This is a genomic window from Catelliglobosispora koreensis DSM 44566 (genome assembly GCF_000379685.1).
Lineage (GTDB): Bacteria > Actinomycetota > Actinomycetes > Mycobacteriales > Micromonosporaceae > Catelliglobosispora > Catelliglobosispora koreensis.
Genome location: NZ_KB903290.1, coordinates 53475 through 74858 on the forward strand (window position 1 = coordinate 53475; position 21384 = coordinate 74858).

Annotated in this window: 16 protein-coding genes; 10 read left to right on the forward strand and 6 right to left on the reverse strand. The window is 65.0% G+C overall.

Going from position 1 to position 21384, the window contains the following annotated elements:
• Positions 1-4: 4 nt before the first annotated feature.
• Both A3E1_RS42895 and A3E1_RS0130275 read right to left on the reverse strand, forming a co-directional pair.
• Positions 5-373: a cupredoxin domain-containing protein gene (locus A3E1_RS42895; RefSeq protein ID WP_157631829.1), complete on the reverse strand. Its 369-nt coding sequence runs from the start codon at positions 371-373 to the stop codon at positions 5-7.
• Positions 374-413: 40 nt separating this feature from the next.
• A complete protein-coding gene (locus A3E1_RS0130275) occupies positions 414-1220 on the reverse strand; it encodes an alpha/beta hydrolase (protein ID WP_020524562.1) in 807 nt (268 codons plus the stop codon).
• A 70-nt stretch (positions 1221-1290) separates the two neighbouring features.
• Between A3E1_RS0130275 and A3E1_RS0130280 the strand changes: the two genes are divergently transcribed.
• Genes A3E1_RS0130280 through A3E1_RS0130290 form a run of 3 tightly spaced genes read left to right on the forward strand, consistent with a single transcriptional unit; the run spans position 1291 to position 4384 of the window.
• Positions 1291-1881 carry a TetR/AcrR family transcriptional regulator gene (locus A3E1_RS0130280; protein WP_020524563.1) on the forward strand — a complete coding sequence of 197 codons (591 nt, stop codon included), beginning with the start codon at positions 1291-1293 and terminating at the stop codon, positions 1879-1881.
• On the forward strand, positions 1878-3092 hold the full coding sequence (locus tag A3E1_RS0130285; protein WP_020524564.1) for an amino acid deaminase/aldolase: 1215 nt from the start codon (positions 1878-1880) through the stop codon (positions 3090-3092). The genes A3E1_RS0130280 and A3E1_RS0130285 overlap by 4 nt, the downstream gene beginning before the upstream one ends.
• Entirely contained in the window at positions 3089-4384 is a 1296-nt protein-coding gene (locus A3E1_RS0130290; protein WP_020524565.1) for a D-arabinono-1,4-lactone oxidase, read from the forward strand. Before A3E1_RS0130285 ends, A3E1_RS0130290 begins: the two co-directional genes overlap by 4 nt.
• Here A3E1_RS0130290 and A3E1_RS0130295 read toward each other — a convergent pair whose 3' ends face one another.
• Entirely contained in the window at positions 4385-4675 is a 291-nt protein-coding gene (locus A3E1_RS0130295; RefSeq protein WP_020524566.1) for a DUF4193 family protein, read from the reverse strand.
• Positions 4676-4849: 174 nt separating this feature from the next.
• Here A3E1_RS0130295 and A3E1_RS42900 point away from each other — a divergent pair, with 174 nt between their 5' ends.
• The gene (locus A3E1_RS42900) at positions 4850-5653 is read left to right on the forward strand and encodes a sigma-70 family RNA polymerase sigma factor (protein WP_020524567.1); all 804 of its coding nucleotides are present in this window, start codon (positions 4850-4852) and stop codon (positions 5651-5653) included.
• 37 nt (positions 5654-5690) lie between these two features.
• On the opposite strand, the gene A3E1_RS0130305 is transcribed toward A3E1_RS42900, so the two are convergent.
• Positions 5691-6038: an STAS domain-containing protein gene (locus A3E1_RS0130305; protein ID WP_157631831.1), complete on the reverse strand. Its 348-nt coding sequence runs from the start codon at positions 6036-6038 to the stop codon at positions 5691-5693.
• 248 nt (positions 6039-6286) lie between these two features.
• Here A3E1_RS0130305 and A3E1_RS0130310 point away from each other — a divergent pair, with 248 nt between their 5' ends.
• Both A3E1_RS0130310 and A3E1_RS0130315 read left to right on the forward strand, forming a co-directional pair.
• The gene (locus A3E1_RS0130310; protein WP_245571475.1) at positions 6287-7042 is read left to right on the forward strand and encodes a GAF and ANTAR domain-containing protein; all 756 of its coding nucleotides are present in this window, start codon (positions 6287-6289) and stop codon (positions 7040-7042) included.
• A 38-nt stretch (positions 7043-7080) separates the two neighbouring features.
• On the forward strand, positions 7081-7812 hold the full coding sequence (locus A3E1_RS0130315) for a GAF and ANTAR domain-containing protein (RefSeq protein WP_020524570.1): 732 nt from the start codon (positions 7081-7083) through the stop codon (positions 7810-7812).
• Here the strand turns inward: A3E1_RS0130315 and A3E1_RS0130320 are convergent.
• Complete coding sequence (locus A3E1_RS0130320; protein WP_020524571.1) at positions 7804-8001, reverse strand: hypothetical protein; 198 nt, start codon at positions 7999-8001, stop codon at positions 7804-7806. The two genes, A3E1_RS0130315 and A3E1_RS0130320, sit on opposite strands and share 9 nt — an antisense overlap.
• A 36-nt stretch (positions 8002-8037) precedes the next feature.
• Positions 8038-8670, reverse strand: coding sequence for a hemerythrin domain-containing protein (locus tag A3E1_RS0130325; RefSeq protein ID WP_020524572.1), 633 nt, complete (start codon positions 8668-8670; stop codon positions 8038-8040).
• 70 nt (positions 8671-8740) lie between these two features.
• Between A3E1_RS0130325 and A3E1_RS0130330 the strand changes: the two genes are divergently transcribed.
• The 4 genes from A3E1_RS0130330 (at position 8741) to A3E1_RS42910 (ending at position 21384) form a co-directional block, all read left to right on the forward strand.
• Positions 8741-9442 (forward strand): ZIP family metal transporter, encoded by a 702-nt coding sequence (locus A3E1_RS0130330; RefSeq protein ID WP_020524573.1) that lies wholly within the window; start codon positions 8741-8743, stop codon positions 9440-9442.
• Between the two features lie 13 nt (positions 9443-9455).
• The gene (locus A3E1_RS0130335; protein ID WP_020524574.1) at positions 9456-9944 is read left to right on the forward strand and encodes a VOC family protein; all 489 of its coding nucleotides are present in this window, start codon (positions 9456-9458) and stop codon (positions 9942-9944) included.
• Between the two features lie 99 nt (positions 9945-10043).
• Complete coding sequence (locus tag A3E1_RS42905; protein WP_020524575.1) at positions 10044-11306, forward strand: MFS transporter; 1263 nt, start codon at positions 10044-10046, stop codon at positions 11304-11306.
• The gene (locus A3E1_RS42910) at positions 11218-21384 is read left to right on the forward strand and encodes a type I polyketide synthase (protein ID WP_020524576.1); all 10167 of its coding nucleotides are present in this window, start codon (positions 11218-11220) and stop codon (positions 21382-21384) included. Before A3E1_RS42905 ends, A3E1_RS42910 begins: the two co-directional genes overlap by 89 nt.

Consider the following 21384-nt stretch of genomic DNA (forward strand, 5'->3'; position numbering starts at 1 on the left):
CTTTCTAAGGCGTGACGATGATATGGCCGGTCATGCCCTGATGCAGGGTGCAGTAATAGGAATAGGTGCCTGGCGTGCTGAACGTGTAGGACACCTCGTGAGCTTTGGTCAGCGGCAAGTCGATGCGCCCGTCCGGGTTTTGTGAGGTGCGCAGCCCGTTGCCGCCGAGCGTGAACGTTCCCGTGGTCACGGTGTGAGCGATGCGGTCGCTGACCGTCCAGGTCACCTTGGTTCCGGCCAGGATGGTGAGCGTCTCGGGCTCGAATTCGAGCACCTTGGTCACGACTTGGGCGTCGCCGGGCGTTGGGGCGCTGGCGCCGGTGGCCAGGAGCAGCGTGCACAGGGCGGCGGCGATGCTCTGACGACCGTTCACGATCTTCATTCTCGCCGCTGCCGCAGGCGAAAGGTGGCGTTTAGCGCAGGACGGTGTCGAGGAAGTCCACGCCGGCTTTGACGAGTCCGTTGATGTCGTCATGACCTTCGAAGCAGTGCCCGGCACCGTCCACAAGCATCACTTCGGCGCGTACCCCCTGGGCTTTTAAGGCGTCGGCGAGCTTGAGGCTTTCGATATGCCGGACCGTGTCGTCGGCGGTGCCATGAATGAGCAGGAATGGCGGCGCCGCGGGGTGCACCTGGTAGAGCGGGCTGCCCTCGCGTACGAGCTCTTGGCGCTCACGCAGCGCTCCGCCGAACAACCGGGCGATCACGTGGTGCGGGTCGTCCTGATCAATGACGTCGAACGAAGCGGGCCCGTACCAGCTGATGACCGCCTGAATGGCCGTGTCGCCCTCACCCGAAAGGGCAGCCATGTTGGCTAGATGGGCGCCGGCCGACTCGCCCAGGGCGGCGAATCTGAGCGGGTCAATGTTCAGCTGAGCGGCGAAATGCCGCAACCACTCAATCGCGGCTTGAATATCCATGAGCGGTGCTGGATATGGTGCCTCAGAGGACAGCCGGTAGTCGATGTCCGCGACAGCGTAGCCGCGGCTGAGGAACGTTTCGTAGAACGCGGGCGCATCAACCGTTGGCGGCAGCCCCGTTCGGCTACCCCAGGCCCACGCGCCGCCATGAATCCACAGGAGCACCGGGAACGGCCCGTCACCGTGGGCTGGAACGTGCAGGTCGAGCAGCAGCGGGCGGAAGCCCTCAAGCTCGGAGACCATGCAGTTGGCGTGGGTGACGGTCGGCCGGGGCGCCGGGGGAGGGATGAATTCCTTCACAGGAAGATGATGCCTTGTTATCGTGTGGGTCACTTGACCCACTTCGCTTCGCGAAGGGAGAGGCTTTCCGTTGCCACGCATTCCCGCGGCTGAACGCCGCAACGCCCTGGCCCAGGCCGCACTGCGCGTGATCGCCGCACAGGGCGTCGCCGCCGCCACCACCCGGGCCATCGCCGCCGAGGCGGGGATGTCGCTGGCCAGCGTGCACTACGCCTTCTCCTCACGTGAGGAACTGATCGCCTTTACGGTCCGCTCACAGGTGCAGGCCGCGCTGGGCGCGCTTGCGGCCGACACCGATGCCGATGACCTCGAAGGCGTCATCCGGGCGGCGCTGCGGGGCTACCTCGCCCACATCGCCTCCGACCCCGGCCGCGAACTAGCCATGTTCGAGCTAGCCCACTATGCCCTGCGCAACGGCCGCGACGAGGACGCTCGCGGGCAATACGAAGCCAACTATGCCGCCGCGGCCGAAGTGCTCAACGCGGTCGCCGTCCACATGGGAATCACGTGGACCCTTCCCGCTCCAGACATGGCCCGCATCGTCATCACGCTGACCGACGGGCTGTCGCTGGGCTGGCTCGCCGACCGTGACACCGAAGCGGCCGAACGCGTCATCGACTTCGCCGCGGCCGCTCTGGCCAGTCTGGCGGTCGCCGCATGAAACTCGTGCCGTCTGTGGCGCAACCGTGGAATGACCCTGCCCGCTATTGGGCAGGCCTGGATGCCGCGACCGCTCACCTCGATCCCGTCTTTGCCGCGCTGAACTTGCAAGCCTTGTCCCACAATGCTTTCGACCTGATCCGCCGGGCGGGTGGCAAGCCGATCCGGGTGGCGTCGAAGTCGGTCCGGGTGCGGGCGGTGCTCGACGCGGTGCTCGAACTCCCGGAGTACCAGGGAATCTTGGCTTATAGCTTGCGCGAAGCGGTCTGGCTCGCGGAGTCCTATGACGACATTGTGGTTGGGTATCCGAGCGCGGACCGTGCCGCCTATGCGGCCTTGCAAGGCGACGTCGCGCAGCGTGTCACTGTCATGGTGGACGCGGTGGAACAACTGGACTTCATCGAGTCGTGCACCCGCGACGGTCAGGTCATCCGTGTGTGCCTGGAACTGGACGCCTCATGGAGGTCGCGGGTCCTCGGTCACATCGGCGTCTACCGTTCGCCTGTGCACAGCGCCTCAGCAGCCGTCACGCTCGCTCAAGAAGTGTTGCGGCGAAAGAGATTCAAACTCACAGGCCTCATGGGGTACGAGGCACAGGTGGCCGGGCTCGGCAACGCCCCGACCGGCCAGCCCGTGCAAGGTGCGCTCATCAAAGCGATCCAGCGGCGGTCTATGGCCGAACTCGTTGAGCGGCGCTCCGAGGCCGTGCGGCGCATCCGGGAACTGTCCGATCTGGAATTCGTCAACGGCGGCGGAACGGGCAGCCTGGAGGTCACCGCCGCGGACCCCAGCGTCACTGAGCTGGCAGCCGGTTCGGGGCTGTTCGGGCCGCACCTGTTCGACACCTACGCGCACTTCACCCCGGCACCGGCGGCAGCCTTTGCCCTGCCGGTCGTGCGGCGGCCCGCGGCTGACCGCGTCACGCTGCTGGGTGGCGGCTGGATCGCCTCCGGCCAGGCTGGCAAATCGCGGCTGCCGCAACCGGTGTGGCCGCCCGGCCTCAAGCTGACCGGCCGTGAAGGCGCCGGCGAGGTGCAGACCCCGGTCACCGGCGAGGCCGCCCGTCACCTGCGCGTCGGCGACCGTGTCTGGATGCGCCACACCAAAGCAGGCGAACTCAGCGAACATGTCAACACATTCCACATCGTCGATGGGGATACGGTGGCCACCGAGGTGCCGACCTATCGCGGGGAAGGGAAGGACTTCCTGTGACATGGCAGAATTGGGCCCGCTCGGAAAGCATTACGCCGCAACGGGTCGCGCACGTAACTGACCAAGCCGAGATCGCGGCGGCGATAGCTTACGCCAGCCAGAACAACATGAAGGTCAAAGCAGTCGGTGCCGGGCACAGCTTCACCGGCATCGCCGCCGCCCCCGGCATCCAGCTCAACCTCTCCGGGCTGTCCGGTCTGCTCGCCGTCGACGCCGCGCAGCAGACCGTCACCCTCGCCGCCGGAACCCACTTGCACCAAGTCCCCAAACTGCTTGCCTCACATGGCCTCGCGATGATCAACCTCGGCGACATCGACGCCCAGACGATCTCCGGCGCGACGTCGACAGGAACGCATGGCACCGGTGCCTCGTTTGGCGGGCTGGCCACGCAGATCACCGGTCTGTCGATGATTACGGCTGACCTGTCCGTGCTCGACATCTCCGCGCACCAGCACGCTGAGCTGTTTCACGCCGCCCGGCTCGGCCTAGGTGCCCTGGGCATCATCACGAGCGTGACCGTCCAATGTGTCTCCGCGTTCCAGCTGCACGCCGTCGAACGGCCGGAACCGTTGCAGGACGTGCTCGATAACTGGGAAGCCCGCGCCACCGGCCCGGATCACTTTGAGTTCTACTGGTTTCCGCACACGCCGACCGCGCTGACGAAGACCAACACGCGCCTGCCGCTGACCGCCCCGTCACAGCCGTTGGGCGGCTTCAAACGCTGGATCGACGACGACCTGATGGCTAACAAGGTCTTCGGGCTCGTGTGCTCGCTGGGCAAGGCGTTTCCGTCCGTGATTCCACCGGTCAACCGGCTGGCCCAGAAACTGACCGGCGACCGCGAATTCACTGATGTGTCAACGTCAGTGTTCACGACCATGCGCAAGGTTCGTTTCCGGGAAATGGAATACGCCCTGCCGCGGTCCGTCATTCCGGCCGTGCTACGCGACATCGACTCCCTGATCAAGGCGCGTGGCTGGCGCATCTCCTTCCCCCTTGAGGTGCGTGCCGCCGCCCCCGACGACTTGTGGCTTTCCACCGCCTACGGGCGCGAAACGGGCTACATCGCGGTGCACCGATACTTCAAAGAGGACCACTACGAGTATTTCCAAGCGGTGGAACAGATTTTCCGCGCATACGAAGGTCGCCCGCACTGGGGCAAAATCCATTACCAAGACGCCGCGTCGCTGAGCAAGCTCTACCCCCGTTTCGGCGACTTCGTCGCCGTGCGCGACAAGCTCGACCCCAACCGCTTGTTCAGCAACGACTATCTCAACCGCGTCCTGGGCTAGCTAGCCGCAATCGCGGCACAGGTCAGGCTCCGTGGCCGCTTGCTGGCTGCGGTGCCAGACCATGAAGCAACTCGTGCACCGGAACTCGTCTGACTTCATCGGGACGACGGCGACGGAAAGCTCTTCGTCGAGCTGGTCGGCGCCAGGCAGGGCAAAAGCAGCGGCGAGGTCGTTTTCATCGGCGTCGATTACCGCCGCGTTAGGTTCCCCGCGCCGGTCCTGCAGGTGTTCCAGGCTGTCATCCGTGGTGATGGTGTTGCGCGGAGCGTCATAGTCCGTGGTGGTCGCCATCAACATTCCTCAAATTGGGCGTCAGGTGAACCTGTCTTTCTACCCGCAATCTTGCCCCCGCTGCCACCTTTCTAACCCCATGCGTGAAATCGGCGTAGTCTTCTCCTCACACGGCAGCCGTTCTGGACCCTGGCGGCACCCTTTGACCGTGTGCCCCGTCTTAGGGAGAAGATCATGGGTCCGATCAGCTCCATCGCGCCAAAACGACGTCGCGCCACCTCATTGCCGGATTCCGGCGGCACCCCACGAAACGCCAAGGCCGTCCGTCTTCTTGCCGCAGCTGACCAGAAACAAGCCAGGCAGCGCGATGATCTGATCGCCTCGCATATGCCCATGGCCACACATATCGCGCGCTCGTTCGCCGGGCGCGGTGAAGACGTAGAAGACCTGACGCAGGTAGCCCTGCTTGAACTGGTCCGGGTGGCCAGCCGGTTCGACCCGTCGCACGGTGCCACCTTCGCCCGCTACGCCTATCCGTGCATCGTCGGCGCGGTCAAGAAACACTTCCGCGACAACGGCTGGAGCCTGCACGTCACTCGCCGCATGCAAGAGCTTCACCTGCAGACCAGCCGTGCCATTCCCGCCCTGACGCAACAGCTGGGCCACACCCCGACGGTGGCCGATTTGGCAACTCATCTGCATCTGTCTGAAAAGGACACTCGCGACGGGTTGCGCAGCCGCCTGGCCTACCGGACACGCTCGTTAGACCAGCCGCCCAATGACGACAGTGAAAGTGAATTGAGCCAACTGCTCGGCGGGGTGGACCGACGCCTGGAGGCGGTGCCAGACCTACAAGTCTTGGCCCAGCATATGGCTGGCCTGCCTGCTCGCGAGCGGCTCATGTTGCGCCTGCGGTTCATCGATGACTTAACGCAACGAGAAATCGCCGACCGCCTTGGCATTTCCCAAATGCACGTCTCGCGCCTGCTTGGCCGGTCTCTGGAAAACCTGCGCACGATGTTCCTCGCGCGATCGTAAGCGTGGGCCGCGGCGTAGTGATGCCCACAGCGCATCGCTACGCCACAGCGGCCACAGGGGTGTTGTCCCGGGACGACGTCTCCGTCCAATCAGCTGGGAGATCAGAGCGGACCGCGGCCAGCTCATTGAGGCCCGTCAGTGTGATCAGATGCCGTGTCATCGCTGCGGGCCGGCACAACGTCACCGAGGTGCGGCGCGATAGCCGGAACAGAAAGTTGATCAGGGTGGATCCGGCGAAGGTCACAGGCTGCAAGTCGATGTGGACACGCGAGCAACGTGTCGCGGCAAGGTCTTCTGCGAGCCTGGCCAGATCGGGTTCGCCGACCAAATCGATGTCTCCAGCTAAACGCAAGCAGACGGCGTACTGATCGGCGGTCACAGTCATGGCAACGGCCATTTTGTTAGTGGGTGAAATCTTCATGCCTCGCCTCTGGCAAAGTCCGTCATACGGCTGCCGAGGTCTGGGGCAGTGAGCTAACACGGCTCAATTACGCGCTCAGTATACGCCGTAATTGTGTGATCGCGGATCGTGAGCGTGCCATCATCGGGTGCTAGAGTCCGGTTCAGGCCGGCACCTGTGGCAGGCCTGGCTACTCTGGCCCTTGGTGGCGCAAATTTGATGAAGGTGTAGCCATGGCGCGCCTTAGGGGGATGCGGGTGAACGGCGTTCCCGAGCAGTTCCGCGAGGTGGAAGCTTTGATCCGCCAGGAACCCACAGCCAGCGAGGATGATCTGGGTGTGGCTGGTGGGATGCGGCGCTTGTGCGGTGCGGCGGCGCGGGCACTGTCGGCTTCTGGGGCAGGCCTGACTGTCATGGTTAAAGACGGGATGCGTGCCGTGACCGCGGCGTCCAGTCCCGACATTGAGCGTCTCGAGGAGCTACAACTCACGCTAGGTGAAGGGCCGTGCGTCGACGCGTTCGCGTCAGCACGCCCCGTGCTCATCCCCGACCTTGCCTCCGCGATGGCGCGCTGGCCCGTCTACGCACCCGCCGTGCATGCCAGCGGCGTACGGGCGGTATTCGCGTTTCCGCTGCAGGTTGGTGCGGCACGGCTAGGAATGCTAGACGTTTTCCGTAGTGCGCCGGGCATGCTCACTGGCAACGAACTCGGTCTCGCGCTCACCTTCGCCGAGGTCGCGGTCGCAACCCTGATCGACGGCCAGGACGGCACCGGCAATGGCGAGGCAGGCGGCTGGCTTGATGACCCGCTGGGTTCACGGGCCGAGTTGTTCCAGGCTCAAGGCATGGTCATGGTGCAACTGGGCGGCAGCCTGGCTGAGGCGATGGCCCGGATGCGCGCCTACGCCTACGCCCATGACCGGCGTCTGGGCGAGGTCGCCCAGGACATCGTCGCCCGCCGCTTGAGCTTCGCTACACCACGGCCGTGAACGAGAATGACTTACGCAGGAAAGGAAGAAAGGCAGCCATGACCACCACCATTTCCGCGCAGCGGCTGGCCCGGGTGTTCGTCGAGGTCGCCGACACCCTCGTCGATGAATTTGATTTGATCGAATTCTTGCAGCTGCTGGCCAGCCGCACAGCTGACCTGCTCGACGCCTCACCGGTCGGGCTGCTTCTCGCCGATCAGCGGGGACGGCTGGAATTCATGGCCGCCTCGGATGAAAACGTGAAGCTGCTGGAGCTGTTCCAGGTTCAAAACCAGGAAGGCCCATGCTTGGATGCGTTCCGCAGCGGCACCCCGGTCGTCAACGCTGACCTGACCGAAGCCAAAGCCCGCTGGCCACGCTTCGCCCCCCGCGCGGTGCAGGCCGGATTCCGGTCCGTGCACGCCTTCCCGTTGCGGCTGCGCGCCGAGCGCATCGGGGCCATGAACGTCTTTAGTGCCAGCGTCGGCGGGCGCCTAGCCGAGACCGACGTGCAAATCGTGCAGGCTCTCGCCGATGTCGCCTCCATCGGATTGCTGCAGGAGCGCGCGATCAAGCGAGGGGAGCTGCTCACCGAACAGCTCCAAGGTGCGCTCAACAGCCGCATCACCATCGAGCAGGCCAAGGGCGCCCTCGCGCAAGCACGCGGCATCAGCGTCGATGAAGCGTTCGCGGTCATCCGCGCGCACGCCCGAAACCACAACCTGCGTCTCGGCGAGGTCGCCCAGGCCGTCATCAGCGACCCGGACAGCATCGCCGAGCAGTTACGGTGAAGGCTGCGGCGCCTCACAGGTGATCTTGGGATTGATTCCCACATAGTTCAAAGGCCCAGCGACGATCGTGAGTATCGTGTTTCCGGCGTCGCTGCAGCTTTTCTCATCTCCACTGAAGTATCCGCGTTGCCCTGCTGCCACTAGCCCGATGATGATCCAGACAACAGCAAGCAATGCCCCAATTCGCATTCCTGATCCTTCACGCATATTTGTTCCTCAGTTCTGTCAGGCGGGGTAGGTTTTGCGCCCGGTCAACAGGTCCCGGATTTTGTCAGCCGCACCAAGCAGAGCGTCGGTGAGCTTGTTCCAAGGTGGACGCGCCGGTGCACCGTGGTGAGGCCGGCTGGGTGCTGCTTCACGTGCCACTTCCACACGGTTTCCCAGCCGGATGAGATCCACCTTGCTTACTGCCGCGAGCAGTTCAGGGAAGATGTCCGCATCGCAGCTGCCGGTGTGGCGGTGCAGCTCGGTGACAATCGCCTGTGCCGATTGGCGGAACGCCGCTGTACCTGGCGCCACCGTTTGCAAGGCGGCCAGATCCTTCAGGAGTGTCTCATCACGATCGATTTGCCTGTCCGCCGTTTCACTGCCGTGTGTGGAGGGCAGCTTTTCCAGTACCGGATAAAGGTATTGGCGCTCGGCGGATAGGTGCCTGGTTGTCGCGGCGGTGAGCCGGTCAGCATCCTGGCGCGTGGGCATCTGCGCTTTCGCTAGCGCGTCAGCCATGGCGGCCAGTTCAGCGTGGTCATCGGTGAGCACGGTGATGATGCTGCGGCCCGGGGGAACATACTGGTATGTCTCGTTCTCGCCCGCAATGACAGGCAACGGTGGCAGGTAGGTTGTCACCCTCAAGGACATGCCCGAAAGCCCCGATAGCTAAACGGCCAACCGGGCGGCGCCACGGTTCTTCCCGGTCTACCGTCAACTCATGATGTGGCTTGCCGCAGCCGGGTGGGGAGCGTTTGGCGCGGTGTCCCTGCTCATTGGAGCGTGGCTCGCTGTGCACTGGCGGCCCCAGGCGCGCACCGTGGGCCTGATCATGGGCTTCGGTGCCGGAACGCTGCTCGGGGCGATCGCCTATGAGCTGATACCCGAAGAGTCGTTTCGCAACGGCTGGAGCTTCATCGCGTTCGCGATCGGCTCGGTGGTTTTCTTCGCCGCCGACCGGGCCACGACCGGCCGGCACAAGTCCGAGGCCGCGGCCAGTAGCTCGATCGCGTTAGGGGCACTGCTCGACGGCGTACCAGAATCGCTTGTGCTCGGCATGAGTCTGGCGGCCGGCGGACATGTCAGCATCGCGTTTCTCGCGGCGGTTTTCTTGTCCAACCTTCCAGAATCGCTTGGTGCCACTAGCGGGCTGCGCAAGGCTGGGCACACGACGATGGCCATTTACCGGATGTGGGCCGGGATTGTCTTGGTCTCCGCGGTCGCCGCGGCGCTGGGTTATGCGCTGCTGCGGTTGCTGCCGCATGCAGACGGTGCTTATGTTGAGGCGTTCGCCGCCGGGGCTGTGCTGACGATGCTGGCTAACTCGATGATTCCCGAGGCGGTAAAGCAGGGCCGCCGCTGGACCGGGTTGCTGGTCACGCTCGGATTCGCGGTGGCCGGCGTGCTCACTTTGCTGGAATGAGGGTGAAGCTGAAATGACTGTGCCGCAACGCTACGCGACCGTCGATCCGTGGGTGATCAGCCGTGACACCGATGCTGAGATCCGTTTTCTCGCCACGGTGTTCGGTGCCGCGGAGACGCCGGGTTCCCGGATGCTCGATGAGGACGGCCTTATCGGTCACGTAGAAGTGGACCTCGGCGGCAGCGTCATCATGTTGTTTGACGCCAAACAAGACTGGCCGTCCACTCCGGCGCATCTGCGGGTGTATGTGAGCGATGTCGCCGCGACGGTCACTAAGGCGGTGGCCGCGGGGGCGCGGGTAGTTACCGAGCCGACGCTGCTTGCCTTCGGCGAGCGGGTGGCGAGGGTGCGCGATCCGCAAGGGCACCTGTGGTGGCTGCACGAGCACGTCGAGGACGTGCCGCCGGAGGAAATGGGCAGCCGGTTCGCCGATCCGTCAGCTATCGAAGCGATGGCATATGTTCAGCGGAGCTTGCGAGACGAGATGACAACTGTCCAATAAGGACACTGCTCCCTACCTCGGGTGAAAGAATTTCGCAAGAGTTGAATTATTCACGTTCCCTGGCAGGATGAGACGGACCTAGCCCGGGAGCCCAGTGACGTGACCTTAGGCGATGACCGCACCCACCCCCGGCTACGTATTCTCATCGCTGCTTACGCGGTGTCGTCATTTGGTAGCTATCTGAACCTGCTCGCGTTAGGACTGTTCGCCTTCCAGCTGAGCGGATCGGCGTTCGAAACCGGTCTGTTCATGGCGTTGCGGCTGACGTCGGGATTCGTCGCCGGGCCCGCCGCGGGATGGCTCGCGGGGCGCTATCCCCGGAAAGCCCTGATGATTAGCTCAGACGTCATCTGCGCGGCGGGGGTGGCGGCTGTCGCTTTATGGCCGTCGCTGTGGCTGCTTTACGCGTTGGCTATCGTCCTGGGAACGGCTACCGCGCGGTGGAATGTCGCGATGCGCTCCAGCATCCCTGACCTTGTAGCCAGCGGGGAGCTCGCTAAAGCCAACGGCCGCCTCGTTTCTGGCCGCTCCGCGGCGATGCTGCTCGGCTTTGCCTCCGCCGGAGTGCTCGTGTCCGGGCTCGGTTTCACTACCGTGTTCCTCATCGACGCACTGTCCTATGTGGTCTGTGCGTCACTTCTGCTGTTAGTTCCGTTCGCCGCGCCGAAACGCGCCGCCACGGGTCCAGCCACGGGACAGCGCAAGCGGTTCGTGCTGGCCGCGCTCGCACCCGGGCTCATCGCGATGATCGCTCTGCGTAGCCTCGACGCTCTCGGCTCCGCGTCACACAACGTCGCCTTACCGGTCTACGCCAGTTCGGTCTGGCCCGATGACCCGGCAGCCTTCGCCGCCATCTTCATGACAGCCTGGGCCGTGGGCAGCCTTGTCGCTGGGCGGTGGCTGGCGCGCAATGCCAGCACGCTGGGCTTTGGCATCGCCACCTGCCTGATGTCGGTGCTATTCGTCTTGGCCTTTACGGGCCTTCCGATGTGGCTGCTCGTCGTGGTCGCGGCCGGTGCGGGAATCGCCGACGGCTACGCCGAAATCAGCTACACCACCAGGTTGCAGCGGCTATCAGACGAGCAGCGCCCGGCCGTGTTCGGCTTGGCCCACGCCGCTCAGAACGCCGGCTTCGGTCTTGGCATGGTGGCTTGTGGCGCCTTCCTCGGCCAGGCGGCGCCGCTCACCGTCGTCGCGAGCGCACACGCTATCGCGCTCACCGGTGCCGTGGGATTTGTTCTGATCATTTTGCTGGGATTCGGGGGAGGCAGCAATGAAGCTGGCCGTCAGTTACGGTGGCGACTTACCAGACGATCCACTGTTCCCGCTGACCCTGCCAGCGGCACTGCGCCGCGCCGCTGATGTCTTTCCGGACGCTGGCGTCCACATAGCTGGAGCTGGCTTCACGTCCTATCCCGAGCTACTGAGCCAGGCCTCCCGCGTGGCAGCTGGTCTCACCGGCAAATACGCGATCCTGCACATCGGCGATGCCGAATACTTCCCCGTATTCTGGGGCTGCGCCTTGGCAGGCGTCATTCCTGTCACCGTTGGCAAACCAGAAAGCCTCGGCTACGTCTGGGAAAAACTGCGACAACCAACAATCATTGGGGGTACTAAGGAAGCCGCCGCGTTGCGCCACATGCCTTTCGCCGCACAGGTCGTGCCCGCCCAGGCCCTGATGGCCGCAGACGTCACCGCGACGCAACCAACAGCACAGCCAGACGACATCGCCATGCTGCAACTGTCCTCGGGCAGCACCGGCCGGCCAAAGATAGTCCAGATCACGCATCGCGGCATCAGCGAATATGCCATCGGAGCACGTCAACTGCTCGATATCGCGCCGGGCGACACGCTGTTGAACTGGCTGCCCCTGGACCATGTGGCCGGGCTCATGCTCTATCACCTGGGCGGCACGTTCCTTGGCGCCTCAACGGTTCAAGCCGCGACGGAGCCGGTGCTTGCCGATCCGTTGCGCTGGCTCGATTTGATGCACGACTACCGTGCGACGCACGGCTGGGCGCCCACGTTCGCCTACCGTCTGGTGACCGATGCCCTTGCCGCGCAACCGGAACGGGCCTGGGATCTGCGGCAGGTCAAGCGTTTCGTGAGTGGTGGCGAACAGTGCACGCCGGCCGTGTTCGACTCCTTTGTGGACGCCACAGCCCGCTTCGGTGTCCGCCGGGCTGCGATCGCGCCAGGCTGGGGGATGTCAGAAACCTGCACCGGGATAACGTTCGCGTCCCTTGGTGAAGACTGGTGCCGGCAAGGAGAGCACCTGTCCGTTGGTCGACCCGCTCCCGGGGCGACGTTGCGCATCGTGGACGGCTCGTTCAACGTTCTGCCCGAAGGCGAGGTCGGCCGCCTGCACGTCAAGTCAGCCCGGGTCACTCCCGGCTACATCGACGACCCGGACGCCGACCGGGAGGCGTTCGCTGAACCGGGCTGGCTGGATTCCGGCGACCTGGCCTACATGCTCGACGGCCGGATCACGGTGGTGGGACGGGAGAAGGACCTCGTCATCATCAACGGCCACAACTATGCCTGCCACGAAATCGAAGAAGCCGTCCGCGACGTGCACGGCATCCGTGATCACCTCGTGGCCGCGTGCGGCATCCCCGATGTCAGCACCGGCACCGAACGGCTCGTGCTGTTCTACGTGCCCAGTGGGCGAGTGAGCCACCCTGAGGTAGCCGCAGCCATCGTTGCCGCGATAGGGGAGCGCCTGCGGCTGCCCGTCACCGATGTTGTTGCCGTGCCCGAGTTTCCGCGCACAAGCGCCGGAAAAATCCAGCGCCGCCTCTTGCGCGAGCGCTACCTCACCACCCACGACCCTGGCTCTCCGTCGCTGCCAACGCGATTGGGTCGGCCGGTGGGCGAAGGAGTGGCGTCAAGGGGGGCGTGGCAAGGTGCGGGTGACGAGGCCGGGGGTGCGGCTGCGGTGCGGCAGGTTGTCGCGCAGGTGGTTGCCGGGCTCGTGCCAGGCGGGGCTGAGGTCGACGCGGGTAAGCCGTTTTACGAGCTGGGTTTAGGGTCCGTCCAGATTGTTCAGTTGCAGGCGCGCCTGACTGACCGGCTGGGGCGAGACGTTCCGGCGACGGCACTGTTCGCTCACCCGACGATCGATGCGCTGTCCGCTTTTCTTGCTACGCAAGGAGAAGCGCCTTTGGCGGACCGGCTCGTGGACGCCGCTTCCGATCGTCGGATCGCCATAGTGGGAATGGCGGCACGGTTTCCCGGGGCACCGGACATCGCGGCCTACTGGGCGAACCTCACCGCCGGGGTGGAGAGCATCAAACACTTCAGCGCACAGGAGTGTGCCGCCGCGGGACTGCCCGTCAACGTGCCCGGTTTCGTCGCCGCGAGCGGTGTCGTGGACGATGTCGACGCCTTCGACGCCGCGTTCTTTGGCATCAGCGCGAAGGAAGCCGAGCTGCTTGATCCACAGCACCGCGTCTTCCTTGAGGTGTGCTATAACGCGCTGGAGCACGCTGGCTACGCTGGTGCCGAGCACGAGACCACGGGCCTGTTCGCTGGTAGCGGTATGAACCTCTATCCCCACCACACCTACCTGCGCAATAACTTGAGCCAGGTGACCGCATCCGGCAACATCTCCGACGCGATCGGTGCGGCGCTTGGCAGTCAGCCCGACTTCTTCGCCACCCGTGTCGCCTACCGGCTCGGGCTGACCGGGCCAGCGATCAATGTGCAAACCGCCTGCTCGACTTCTCTTGTCGCGGTTCATCTCGCGGTGCAGTCGATCCTGAGTGGAGAGTGCGACCTTGCCGTGGCCGGGGCGGCCGCGATCCATGTGCCGCAGGTGACCGGCTATCACTACAGCCCAGACTCCATCCTGTCGCCGGACGGGCGCTGCCGGCCCTTCGACGCCGAGGCCGCCGGAACCGTTGGTGGCAATGGTGCGGCGGCCATCGTGCTCAAGCCGCTGAGCAAGGCGCTCGCCGACGGGGACACCGTTCACGCCGTGATCCTCGCGACGGCCGTTAACAATGACGGCGGCGGCAAGGCCGGCTACACGGCACCGGGCGTGCAGGGGCACGTCGAGGTGATCAGAGCGGCGGTCCGCAAGGCTGATGTGCCTGCTGAGTCGGTGGGATATGTGGAGGCGCATGGCACCGGAACGCCGCTCGGGGATCCGGTCGAGTTCGAGGCGCTGCTCACGGCGTACCCCCAAGGTGGATTTTTGGGGTCGGTGAAGGCGAATATCGGTCACCTTGACAGTTGCAGCGGTATGGCCGGTCTGATCAAGACGGTGCTGATGGTGCGCGAGGGACTGATCCCACCGCAGCTGAACTTCGCCCGGCCGAATCCGGCGCTCGGGTTCGGGCGTGGGGCGTTCAAAGTGGCGACGTCGCTGATGCCGTGGCCGGACGGGATCCGGCGGGCGGGGGTGAGCGCCCTGGGCGTGGGCGGGACGAACGCTCACGTGATCGTGGAGCAGCCGCCCGCTGACACGCTGTCGCCAACGGGTGATGAGGTGGGCGTCCTGCCGGTCTCGGCCGCCGATCCTGTTGCTCTGCGACAGTTATCGCAAGCCTACGAGCGGATGTCAGTGCGCCACCGTGATGCGGTGTTGACGGCCGGAGCGGGGCGCCGCCATCGGCGACACCGGTTGGCGCGATTGGGTTCCGGCGAGGCGCTTACCGGAGACGTTCCTGTGGCCGGGCTGGGGCCGGTGGCGTTCGCCTTTGCCGGGCAGGGCACGTTACTGCATCGCATTCCCGAACTCGTGCAACGGTTTCCGGCTGTGGGTGAGGTATGGCAGCAACTGGACTCCGCTCTTGCCCAGCGCGTTGCTGAAGGTGACACGTCGACGGAAGTCGCGCAGCCTGCGTTGGTCGCGTTAGGGATCGGGCTCGCCAGCCTGTGGCGGCAGTGGGGAATCGAGCCGCAATTCGTTACCGGGCATAGCGTTGGCGAGCTTGCCGCGCTCGCGGTCGCGGGCGTGTTAGAACCCCAAGCGGCGGTCGAGTTAGCCGCGCTGCGCGGGCGGCTAATGGCCTCGCTCATGCCGGCCGGTGCGATGGCCGCTGTATTCGGTGACCGGTCTGTAGTGGACGATGTTTTGGCTCGCGTTCCCGATCTGGAACTTGCCGCCTCGAATGCCCCGGGGCGGTTCGTTGTGGCTGGACCGCCTTCAGCCATCGATCGTGCCCTCGGACTGGGTGTCGCGATCCGCAAACTTGCGGTGTCGAGGGCGTTTCATACGGCTGCGGTCGAGCCGTTTCTTGGCCCGTGGCAAGAAGCGCTGGCTTCCATGACTTTCGGCCCTTCACGTCTCGTTTTCGTTAGCACCGTGGACGGTCAGCCGCGCCCGCTGGGCTGGGTTCCGGATGCGGGCTATCTCTGCCGTCAGGCACGGCAGCCGGTGCTGTTCGCCGCAGCGGTTTCGGTGTTGTCGTCGGCTGGCTGTGGCCTGGTGATTGAAGCAGGCCCCGACGCGGTGCTCAGCACGCTGGCAGGTCCCGGCTGGATCGCGTCTCAGCCCCCTGAACTTCCCGCCGTTGAAGGCATCTGGCACGCCGTCGGTTCAGCCTACGTTAGCGGTGCCGCCCTGGACTGGGCGGCGATCACCGCCGGAAGCAGCGGACGCCGGGTGCCGCTGCCACCGTATCCCTTTCAGCGCAAGCGATATTGGATCTCCACTGTGGACACACACCTCGACCGTGTTCGTGCCCTGACCGCTGCCAGCCTTGGTGTTCCTGTTGCCGAGGTCGACGCCGACGATGCGTTTCTCGCCCTCGGCGCGGATTCGCTTCTACTCGCCTCGATGGCGGCCGAGCTACAGCGCGAGTTCGGCAGGAGGGTCCCGGTTCGTGACCTTTTCGGTGACCTGTGTACGCCCCGTAAAGTCGCCACCTTCCTGAATTCGGCAGGCCCCTTATCCGCCGCCACAACCCGCCCCTCCGCGACCGTCGACCTCGCCATCGCGAGCGGCCGCGCGGTCGCGGCCGGTTCCGTTGCCACACCTAGTCACGCAACCGCAGCTGGTCACGAGGCGGCAGCCGGTTTCTCGGCGGCTGCCAGTCCCGTCGCCACCGCTGGTCTTGCGGCCAACGCCGCTAACGCGGCCGCAGCTCAGCTTGCGGCCTTTGCCAGTCACCCGAACATGGTCGGCCACGTGGGCGAAGTGACGCCAAGCGCATCGGTGGGCGAGGCAGTGCTTGGTGGGGCGGTGCGGCCGGAGGGGACTGGGGTGGTGGCGCAGATTATCCAGCAGCAGCTGGAGGTGATGCGCCAGCAGTTGGCCGTGCTGCAAGGAACTGCGGCGCCCGCGACGCCACGATCGGCGCCGGTTGAGGTTACTGAGCGCCCGAAACTGGACCGGCTGAGCTTGTACTTCTTCGGCGACTATCCCGCCTCCACTAGCCAGGGCAAGTACCAGCTGATCCTCGACGCCGCGGAATTCGCTGATACACATGGCTTGCATGCGGTGTGGATTCCGGAGCGGCACTTCCACTCGTTCGGTGGCCTGTTCCCGAATCCGTCCGTGCTCGCCGCCGCTATCGCCGCGCGGACGAAGCAGATTCGCATCAACGCCGGCTCGGTGGTGCTTCCGCTGCACCATCCGGTCCGCGTGGCGGAGGAATGGTCCATGGTGGACAACATTTCCGGCGGCCGAGTGGGCATCGGTGTGGCGCCGGGCTGGCATGCCAACGATTTCGTGTTCTTCCCCGAAAACTATGGCCGGGCCAAACAGGTGATGTTCGAACACCTCGAGACCGTGCGGAAACTGTGGCGTGGCCAAACGGTCTCAGCTGTCGCGGGAGACGGCAAGGCGATCGACGTCTCGTTGCACCCGCTGCCGGTGCAGCCGATGCCGCCATTTTTCAACGCTATCGTCGGCAACCCCGACAGCTACCGGGAAGCCGCCCGCCGGGACCTCGGCGTCGTCACCAACCTGATGACCCAAGACGTGACCCAGTTGGCGAAAAACATTGCCCTGTACCGCAAAACGCGAGCAGAGCACGGTCTCGACCCGGCGGGCGGCCACGTGACGGTGTTGTTGCACACCTATCTTGGCGGCGATCTAGAGGCCGTGCGCGCGAGCGCGTTCGAGCCGTTCTGCGCCTACCTGAAGTCGTCGTTCAGTCTGCTGGGCCAGGTCACCAATAGTCTTGGCATGAACATCGACCTGGAAAACACGCCCGAGGACGATCTGCGGTTCATCCTTGGCCGGGCCTACGAGCGATACTGCGCTGAGCGCGCGCTCATCGGCACGCCGCAGTCGTGCGCTGACGTGCTTTCCAGCGTGCTGCAAGCCGGTGCCGACGAGATCGCCTGCTTCGTCGACTTTGGACTGCCCGCCGAGTTGGTCCGTGCCGGGCTCCCGTTTCTGACCCAGCTGGAAGCAAAGACAGTGCGGCCGTCGGTGCGAAAGGCGCCGCTATCACCGCCACAGCGGCGCATGTGGCTTAACGAGCGGCTATACCCGAACCGTGCGGCCTACAACGAGGCAGCCGCGATAAGGCTCGACGGACGGCTGGATGCCGAAGCGCTGCGGGGCGCGCTGGCCGACGTGGTCGCACGTCATGCTCCACTGCGGACAACATACGTAGATGAAGTACAGCTCATTGAGCGTCACGTAACAGTGGAGTGTCCTGTCGTTGAGTGCGGCGGCCGTGATCTGCACGAGGTGGTGCGGCAAGAGCTGGCGGCGTTGAGCCGGCCCGTGTTCGACCTCAGCCGGGGGCCGGTGTTCCGCTTCCGGTTGCTGCGTTTTTCACCGGAGCGGCACGTGCTCATCGCGGCGTTTCATCACATCGCCGCTGACGGCCGGTCCTACGCCGTGTTCACCCGTGAGGTGTCAGCGTTTTACCGTGCCCGAGTGTCCGCGACGGCACCGGTTCTTCCACCGCTGAAGGCCGAATACGCTGACGTGGACTGGCCCCAACCCAGCGACGCCGACCTGAGCTATTGGCGCACCTTGCTTGAAGATGCGCCGCCGAACCTCACACTGCCCAGTGATCTGCCCCGGCCCGCCGAGCCGGCGGAAACGGGCCGCAGCATCTTCTTCACCATCCCGGCCGAGCGGGTGCGCCAGTTTGGCCGGGAACATCGCGTCACGCCATTCACTGTCTTCCTTGCCGCTTTCGCCGTCACGCTGACGCGGCATGGCGATCAGCAAGACCTGATCGTGGGCACAGGCGTTGCTAACCGGACCGAGCAGACCAACGACCTCATCGGGTTTTTCGTTGACACGCTTCCGCTTCGGCTGTCCGTCGCGGGCGATCCGACGTTCGCCGAACTGACCGCCCGCGTACAGGCCACGGCAGCCGACGCCTATGACCACGCCAGCGTTGCGTTCGAGGAACTGGTCACCTCGCTGGCGCCCACACGGGCCGCAGGCCGAAACCCGTTCTTCGACATCGCCATCGAGTACGAGACGGGAGGCGCGTTCGCCTTCGACTTACCCGGCATCGCGGCGACGCCGCTGGACGCTGGGCTCAACAAGGCCCCCGTGGACCTGATGGTCTATCTGTCCTATCAGGACGATCTGCGCTGTCACGTCGAGTTCCGCACGGACGTCCTGGACGAAACCTCCGTCAGGCGCCTGTTCGCCGACTTTAAGCGGCTGCTGGACATCGCGACCGCCAACCCGGCCGTGCCCTTGTCCACGCTTGAGATCAGCGCCAGCGTGCTGGAGGGGCCGCACACGGCGGAAGAGCCGCACACTCTGGCCGATCTGTTCGTGCAGCAAGCCAACCTGTCCCCGGACGCGGTCGCCATCCGCGAGGGCGAGTCAGCGTGGACCTATGCCGAGCTTCATGAGCAGGCGCTGCGGCTGTCGAAGGACCTGGACATCGAAGCGGGCAACGTCGTCGCGGTCGTGCTCCCGCGCGGTGGTGACCTGATCGCCGCCCAGCTCGCCGTCATGCTGGCCGGAGGAGTGTTCCTGCCCATCGACCCGGCTACGCCTGAGGCCCGCGTGGCCGAGCTGTGCCGTGATAGCGGGGCCCGCCTGCGGCTGCTGGCGGCCGGGCCGGTCGCCCTGGACGGTCCGCATCGCCGGGCCGAGGCGACCTGGTGCCTTTACACCTCGGGCTCGACGGGAAGGCCCAAGGGCGTGCTCGTGCCCCGGGCGGCCGCGGTTAACGCGATGCAATGGCACGTTGGTGCCCTGTCGCTGGGTGCGGGCGATCGTGTGGCGCACGGGCTGGGTCTCGGGTTCGACGCTAACTTGGCCGAGATCTATCCGGCTTTGGTGGCGGGGGCGGCCGTTCATCCGGTACCAGCTGAGGTTCGCCTGGATCCGGCGGCGCTGGTGGAATGGTGGCGGGCTGAGCAGATAACGGTCGCGTTCCTGCCGGCGGCTGTAGCTGAGCTGGTGTTTGATTTCGATGTGCCGTTGCGGGTGCTGGTGGTGGGCGGCAGTGCGCTCAAACGCCGTCCACCAAAAGGATTCCGGGCACAGGTGCTCAACGCTTACGGTCCGACGGAAAACGCGATTGTGGCGACCGCCGGTGTAGTCGCGCCTGAGAGCGGTGACGTCATTGATATCGGGGTGCCCATCGACAACGTGACGGTCCGGATCGCTGACAGTCAAGGGCAAACGGTGGCTCTTGGCGCCGTAGGGGAGATCGTGCTGTCTGGCCGCTCCCTCGCTTCCTATGTGGACGATCCGCGGTTGCCGTCGGAGTACTTCACGGGTGACCGCGGCCGGATCCGGGGCGACGGCACGATTGAGTTCCTCGGCCGCACCGATGGCCAGGTCAAGATTGCTGGGCACCGGGTAGAGCCGGGCGAGGTGGAGGCCGTGCTGGCACGGATTCCGGGCGTGGTCCAGACCGCCGTGGTGGCACGCCACGATCGTGGCGCGGAACCGTACTTGGCCGCTTACGTCGTGGGTGCCGATCCGCGGGAGGCGCTTTCCGCTCGGGTGCCGGCTCACTTAGTACCCACGGCATGGGTATTTCTTTCTTCTTTGCCGCTGACGCCTTCTGGGAAGGTTGATGTGGCGGCGCTTCCTGCCCCTGCCGCGCTGGCAGTCGCTGCGCAGCCTGCGACGGAAAGGGAACGCGCCGTCCACGCGGCCTGGTGTGAGGAGCTAGGCGTTGCCGCGCTGCCGTTAGAGGCCAGCTTCTTCGCGGCAGGTGGCAATTCGCTCGCCGCGATGCGGGTGGCGAACCGGCTTGGCATCCCGGTGCATAAAGTCCTTGAGGCGACTGGAATTGCGGCATTAGCTCAGGATATGAGTGTTATCGCCTCGGGACCGGCGGCCTACCAGCAAGAGCTGATGTGGCATAAGCAAGCTATCAACCCTGACCCGGCGGCCGTTCACATCGCCTTGCGCATGACCCTGACGGGCGCGCTAGATCTGACCGCGATGACGGCTGCCTGGAACACGCTCGTTGAGCGTCACGCGACTATTCGCACGCGTCTGGTCAAACGCGACGGTGTGCTTATGCAGGAGGTGTTGCCGCATGTTCCGCTGTCGATTGCCGTGACTGACATCGGTGAGGCGGATGTCGACGGCTGGTGTGTCGCCGAAGGCCGGCGCGCGTTTTCAGGCACCCCACTGTTGCGGGTATCTGTTGCCCGTGTGTCGCAGCGGCAGGCCGTCATGATGGTGGTCGTTCATCATCTCGCCGCTGACGGCTGGTCGATCTTGCGCCTGCTCAGCGAACTTCAGAGTCTCTATTCGGGTTGCACTCTTCCCGCTCTTGGCTTGTCCTATGTGGACTATGCGGTGCGGCAACGGGAAACACCGGCGGTGCCTTCGGTTCTGGATTACTGGCGGTCTCAACTGGCTGGTGTTCCACGCACTTTGCGGATCGCAGGGGAGCGCGAGGCCTCCAGCCGCGTGGGTGCCGAGTTCTTCTTCACCGTGCCCGCCGGCCTGACCGCATCACTGCGGTCGCTGGCACGCCAGCAGGACACAAGTCTGTTTACCGTTGTGGCAAGCGCCTACGGCACGTTGCTTGGTGAGCTCACGGGCAATGAAGAGGTGGTACTAGCCTGCCCTTATGCGCACCGCCAGGAGGCTTCGCTGGAGTCAGTCGTGGGGTTCTTCTCCAGCGCGGTGATGTTGCGTTTGCGTCCGCTCGATGACGTGAATGCTTACCTGGCTTCGGCAAGCGTGGCCTACCGGGAAGCGTTGCGCCATCAGCCGATGTTCCTGCCGGTGCTGATGCGGGAGCTGGATCCCGATTGGGTGCCAGGTAAGCCCGCACCGTTTGGCGACGCGATGTTCGCATGGAACCCCGGACTGCCCACAGTGGACCTTCCTGGTTTGACTGTGGTGCTTGAAGATCAGCCGCTGGCGTGTGCTCGGCGGGAGCTGGCGACGGTGCTGATGCCGTCCGGTGACGAGCTGCGCGGGTCGATCGAATACAACACGAGTCTGTTTGACGCCGCGACGGTCGCGGAGATCAGTTCGCGGTACCTCGAGATCCTCGCCCGGTTCAGCCAAACGGCTGGTTGA

Excerpts from the sequence above, each read along its gene's own strand:
- A3E1_RS0130320 (WP_020524571.1), bottom strand. The coding sequence starts at position 8,001 with ATGCGAATTGGGGCATTGCTTGCTGTTGTCTGGATCATCATCGGGCTA.
- A3E1_RS0130330 (WP_020524573.1), top strand. The coding sequence starts at position 8,741 with ATGATGTGGCTTGCCGCAGCCGGGTGGGGAGCGTTTGGCGCGGTGTCC.
- A3E1_RS0130325 (WP_020524572.1), bottom strand. The coding sequence starts at position 8,670 with ATGTCCTTGAGGGTGACAACCTACCTGCCACCGTTGCCTGTCATTGCG.
- A3E1_RS0130315 (WP_020524570.1), top strand. The coding sequence starts at position 7,081 with ATGACCACCACCATTTCCGCGCAGCGGCTGGCCCGGGTGTTCGTCGAG.
- A3E1_RS0130310 (WP_245571475.1), top strand. The coding sequence starts at position 6,287 with ATGGCGCGCCTTAGGGGGATGCGGGTGAACGGCGTTCCCGAGCAGTTC.
- A3E1_RS0130335 (WP_020524574.1), top strand. The coding sequence starts at position 9,456 with ATGACTGTGCCGCAACGCTACGCGACCGTCGATCCGTGGGTGATCAGC.
- A3E1_RS42900 (WP_020524567.1), top strand. The coding sequence starts at position 4,850 with ATGGGTCCGATCAGCTCCATCGCGCCAAAACGACGTCGCGCCACCTCA.
- A3E1_RS0130285 (WP_020524564.1), top strand. The coding sequence starts at position 1,878 with ATGAAACTCGTGCCGTCTGTGGCGCAACCGTGGAATGACCCTGCCCGC.
- A3E1_RS0130305 (WP_157631831.1), bottom strand. The coding sequence starts at position 6,038 with ATGACTGTGACCGCCGATCAGTACGCCGTCTGCTTGCGTTTAGCTGGA.
- A3E1_RS0130295 (WP_020524566.1), bottom strand. The coding sequence starts at position 4,675 with ATGGCGACCACCACGGACTATGACGCTCCGCGCAACACCATCACCACG.
- A3E1_RS42910 (WP_020524576.1), top strand. The coding sequence starts at position 11,218 with ATGAAGCTGGCCGTCAGTTACGGTGGCGACTTACCAGACGATCCACTG.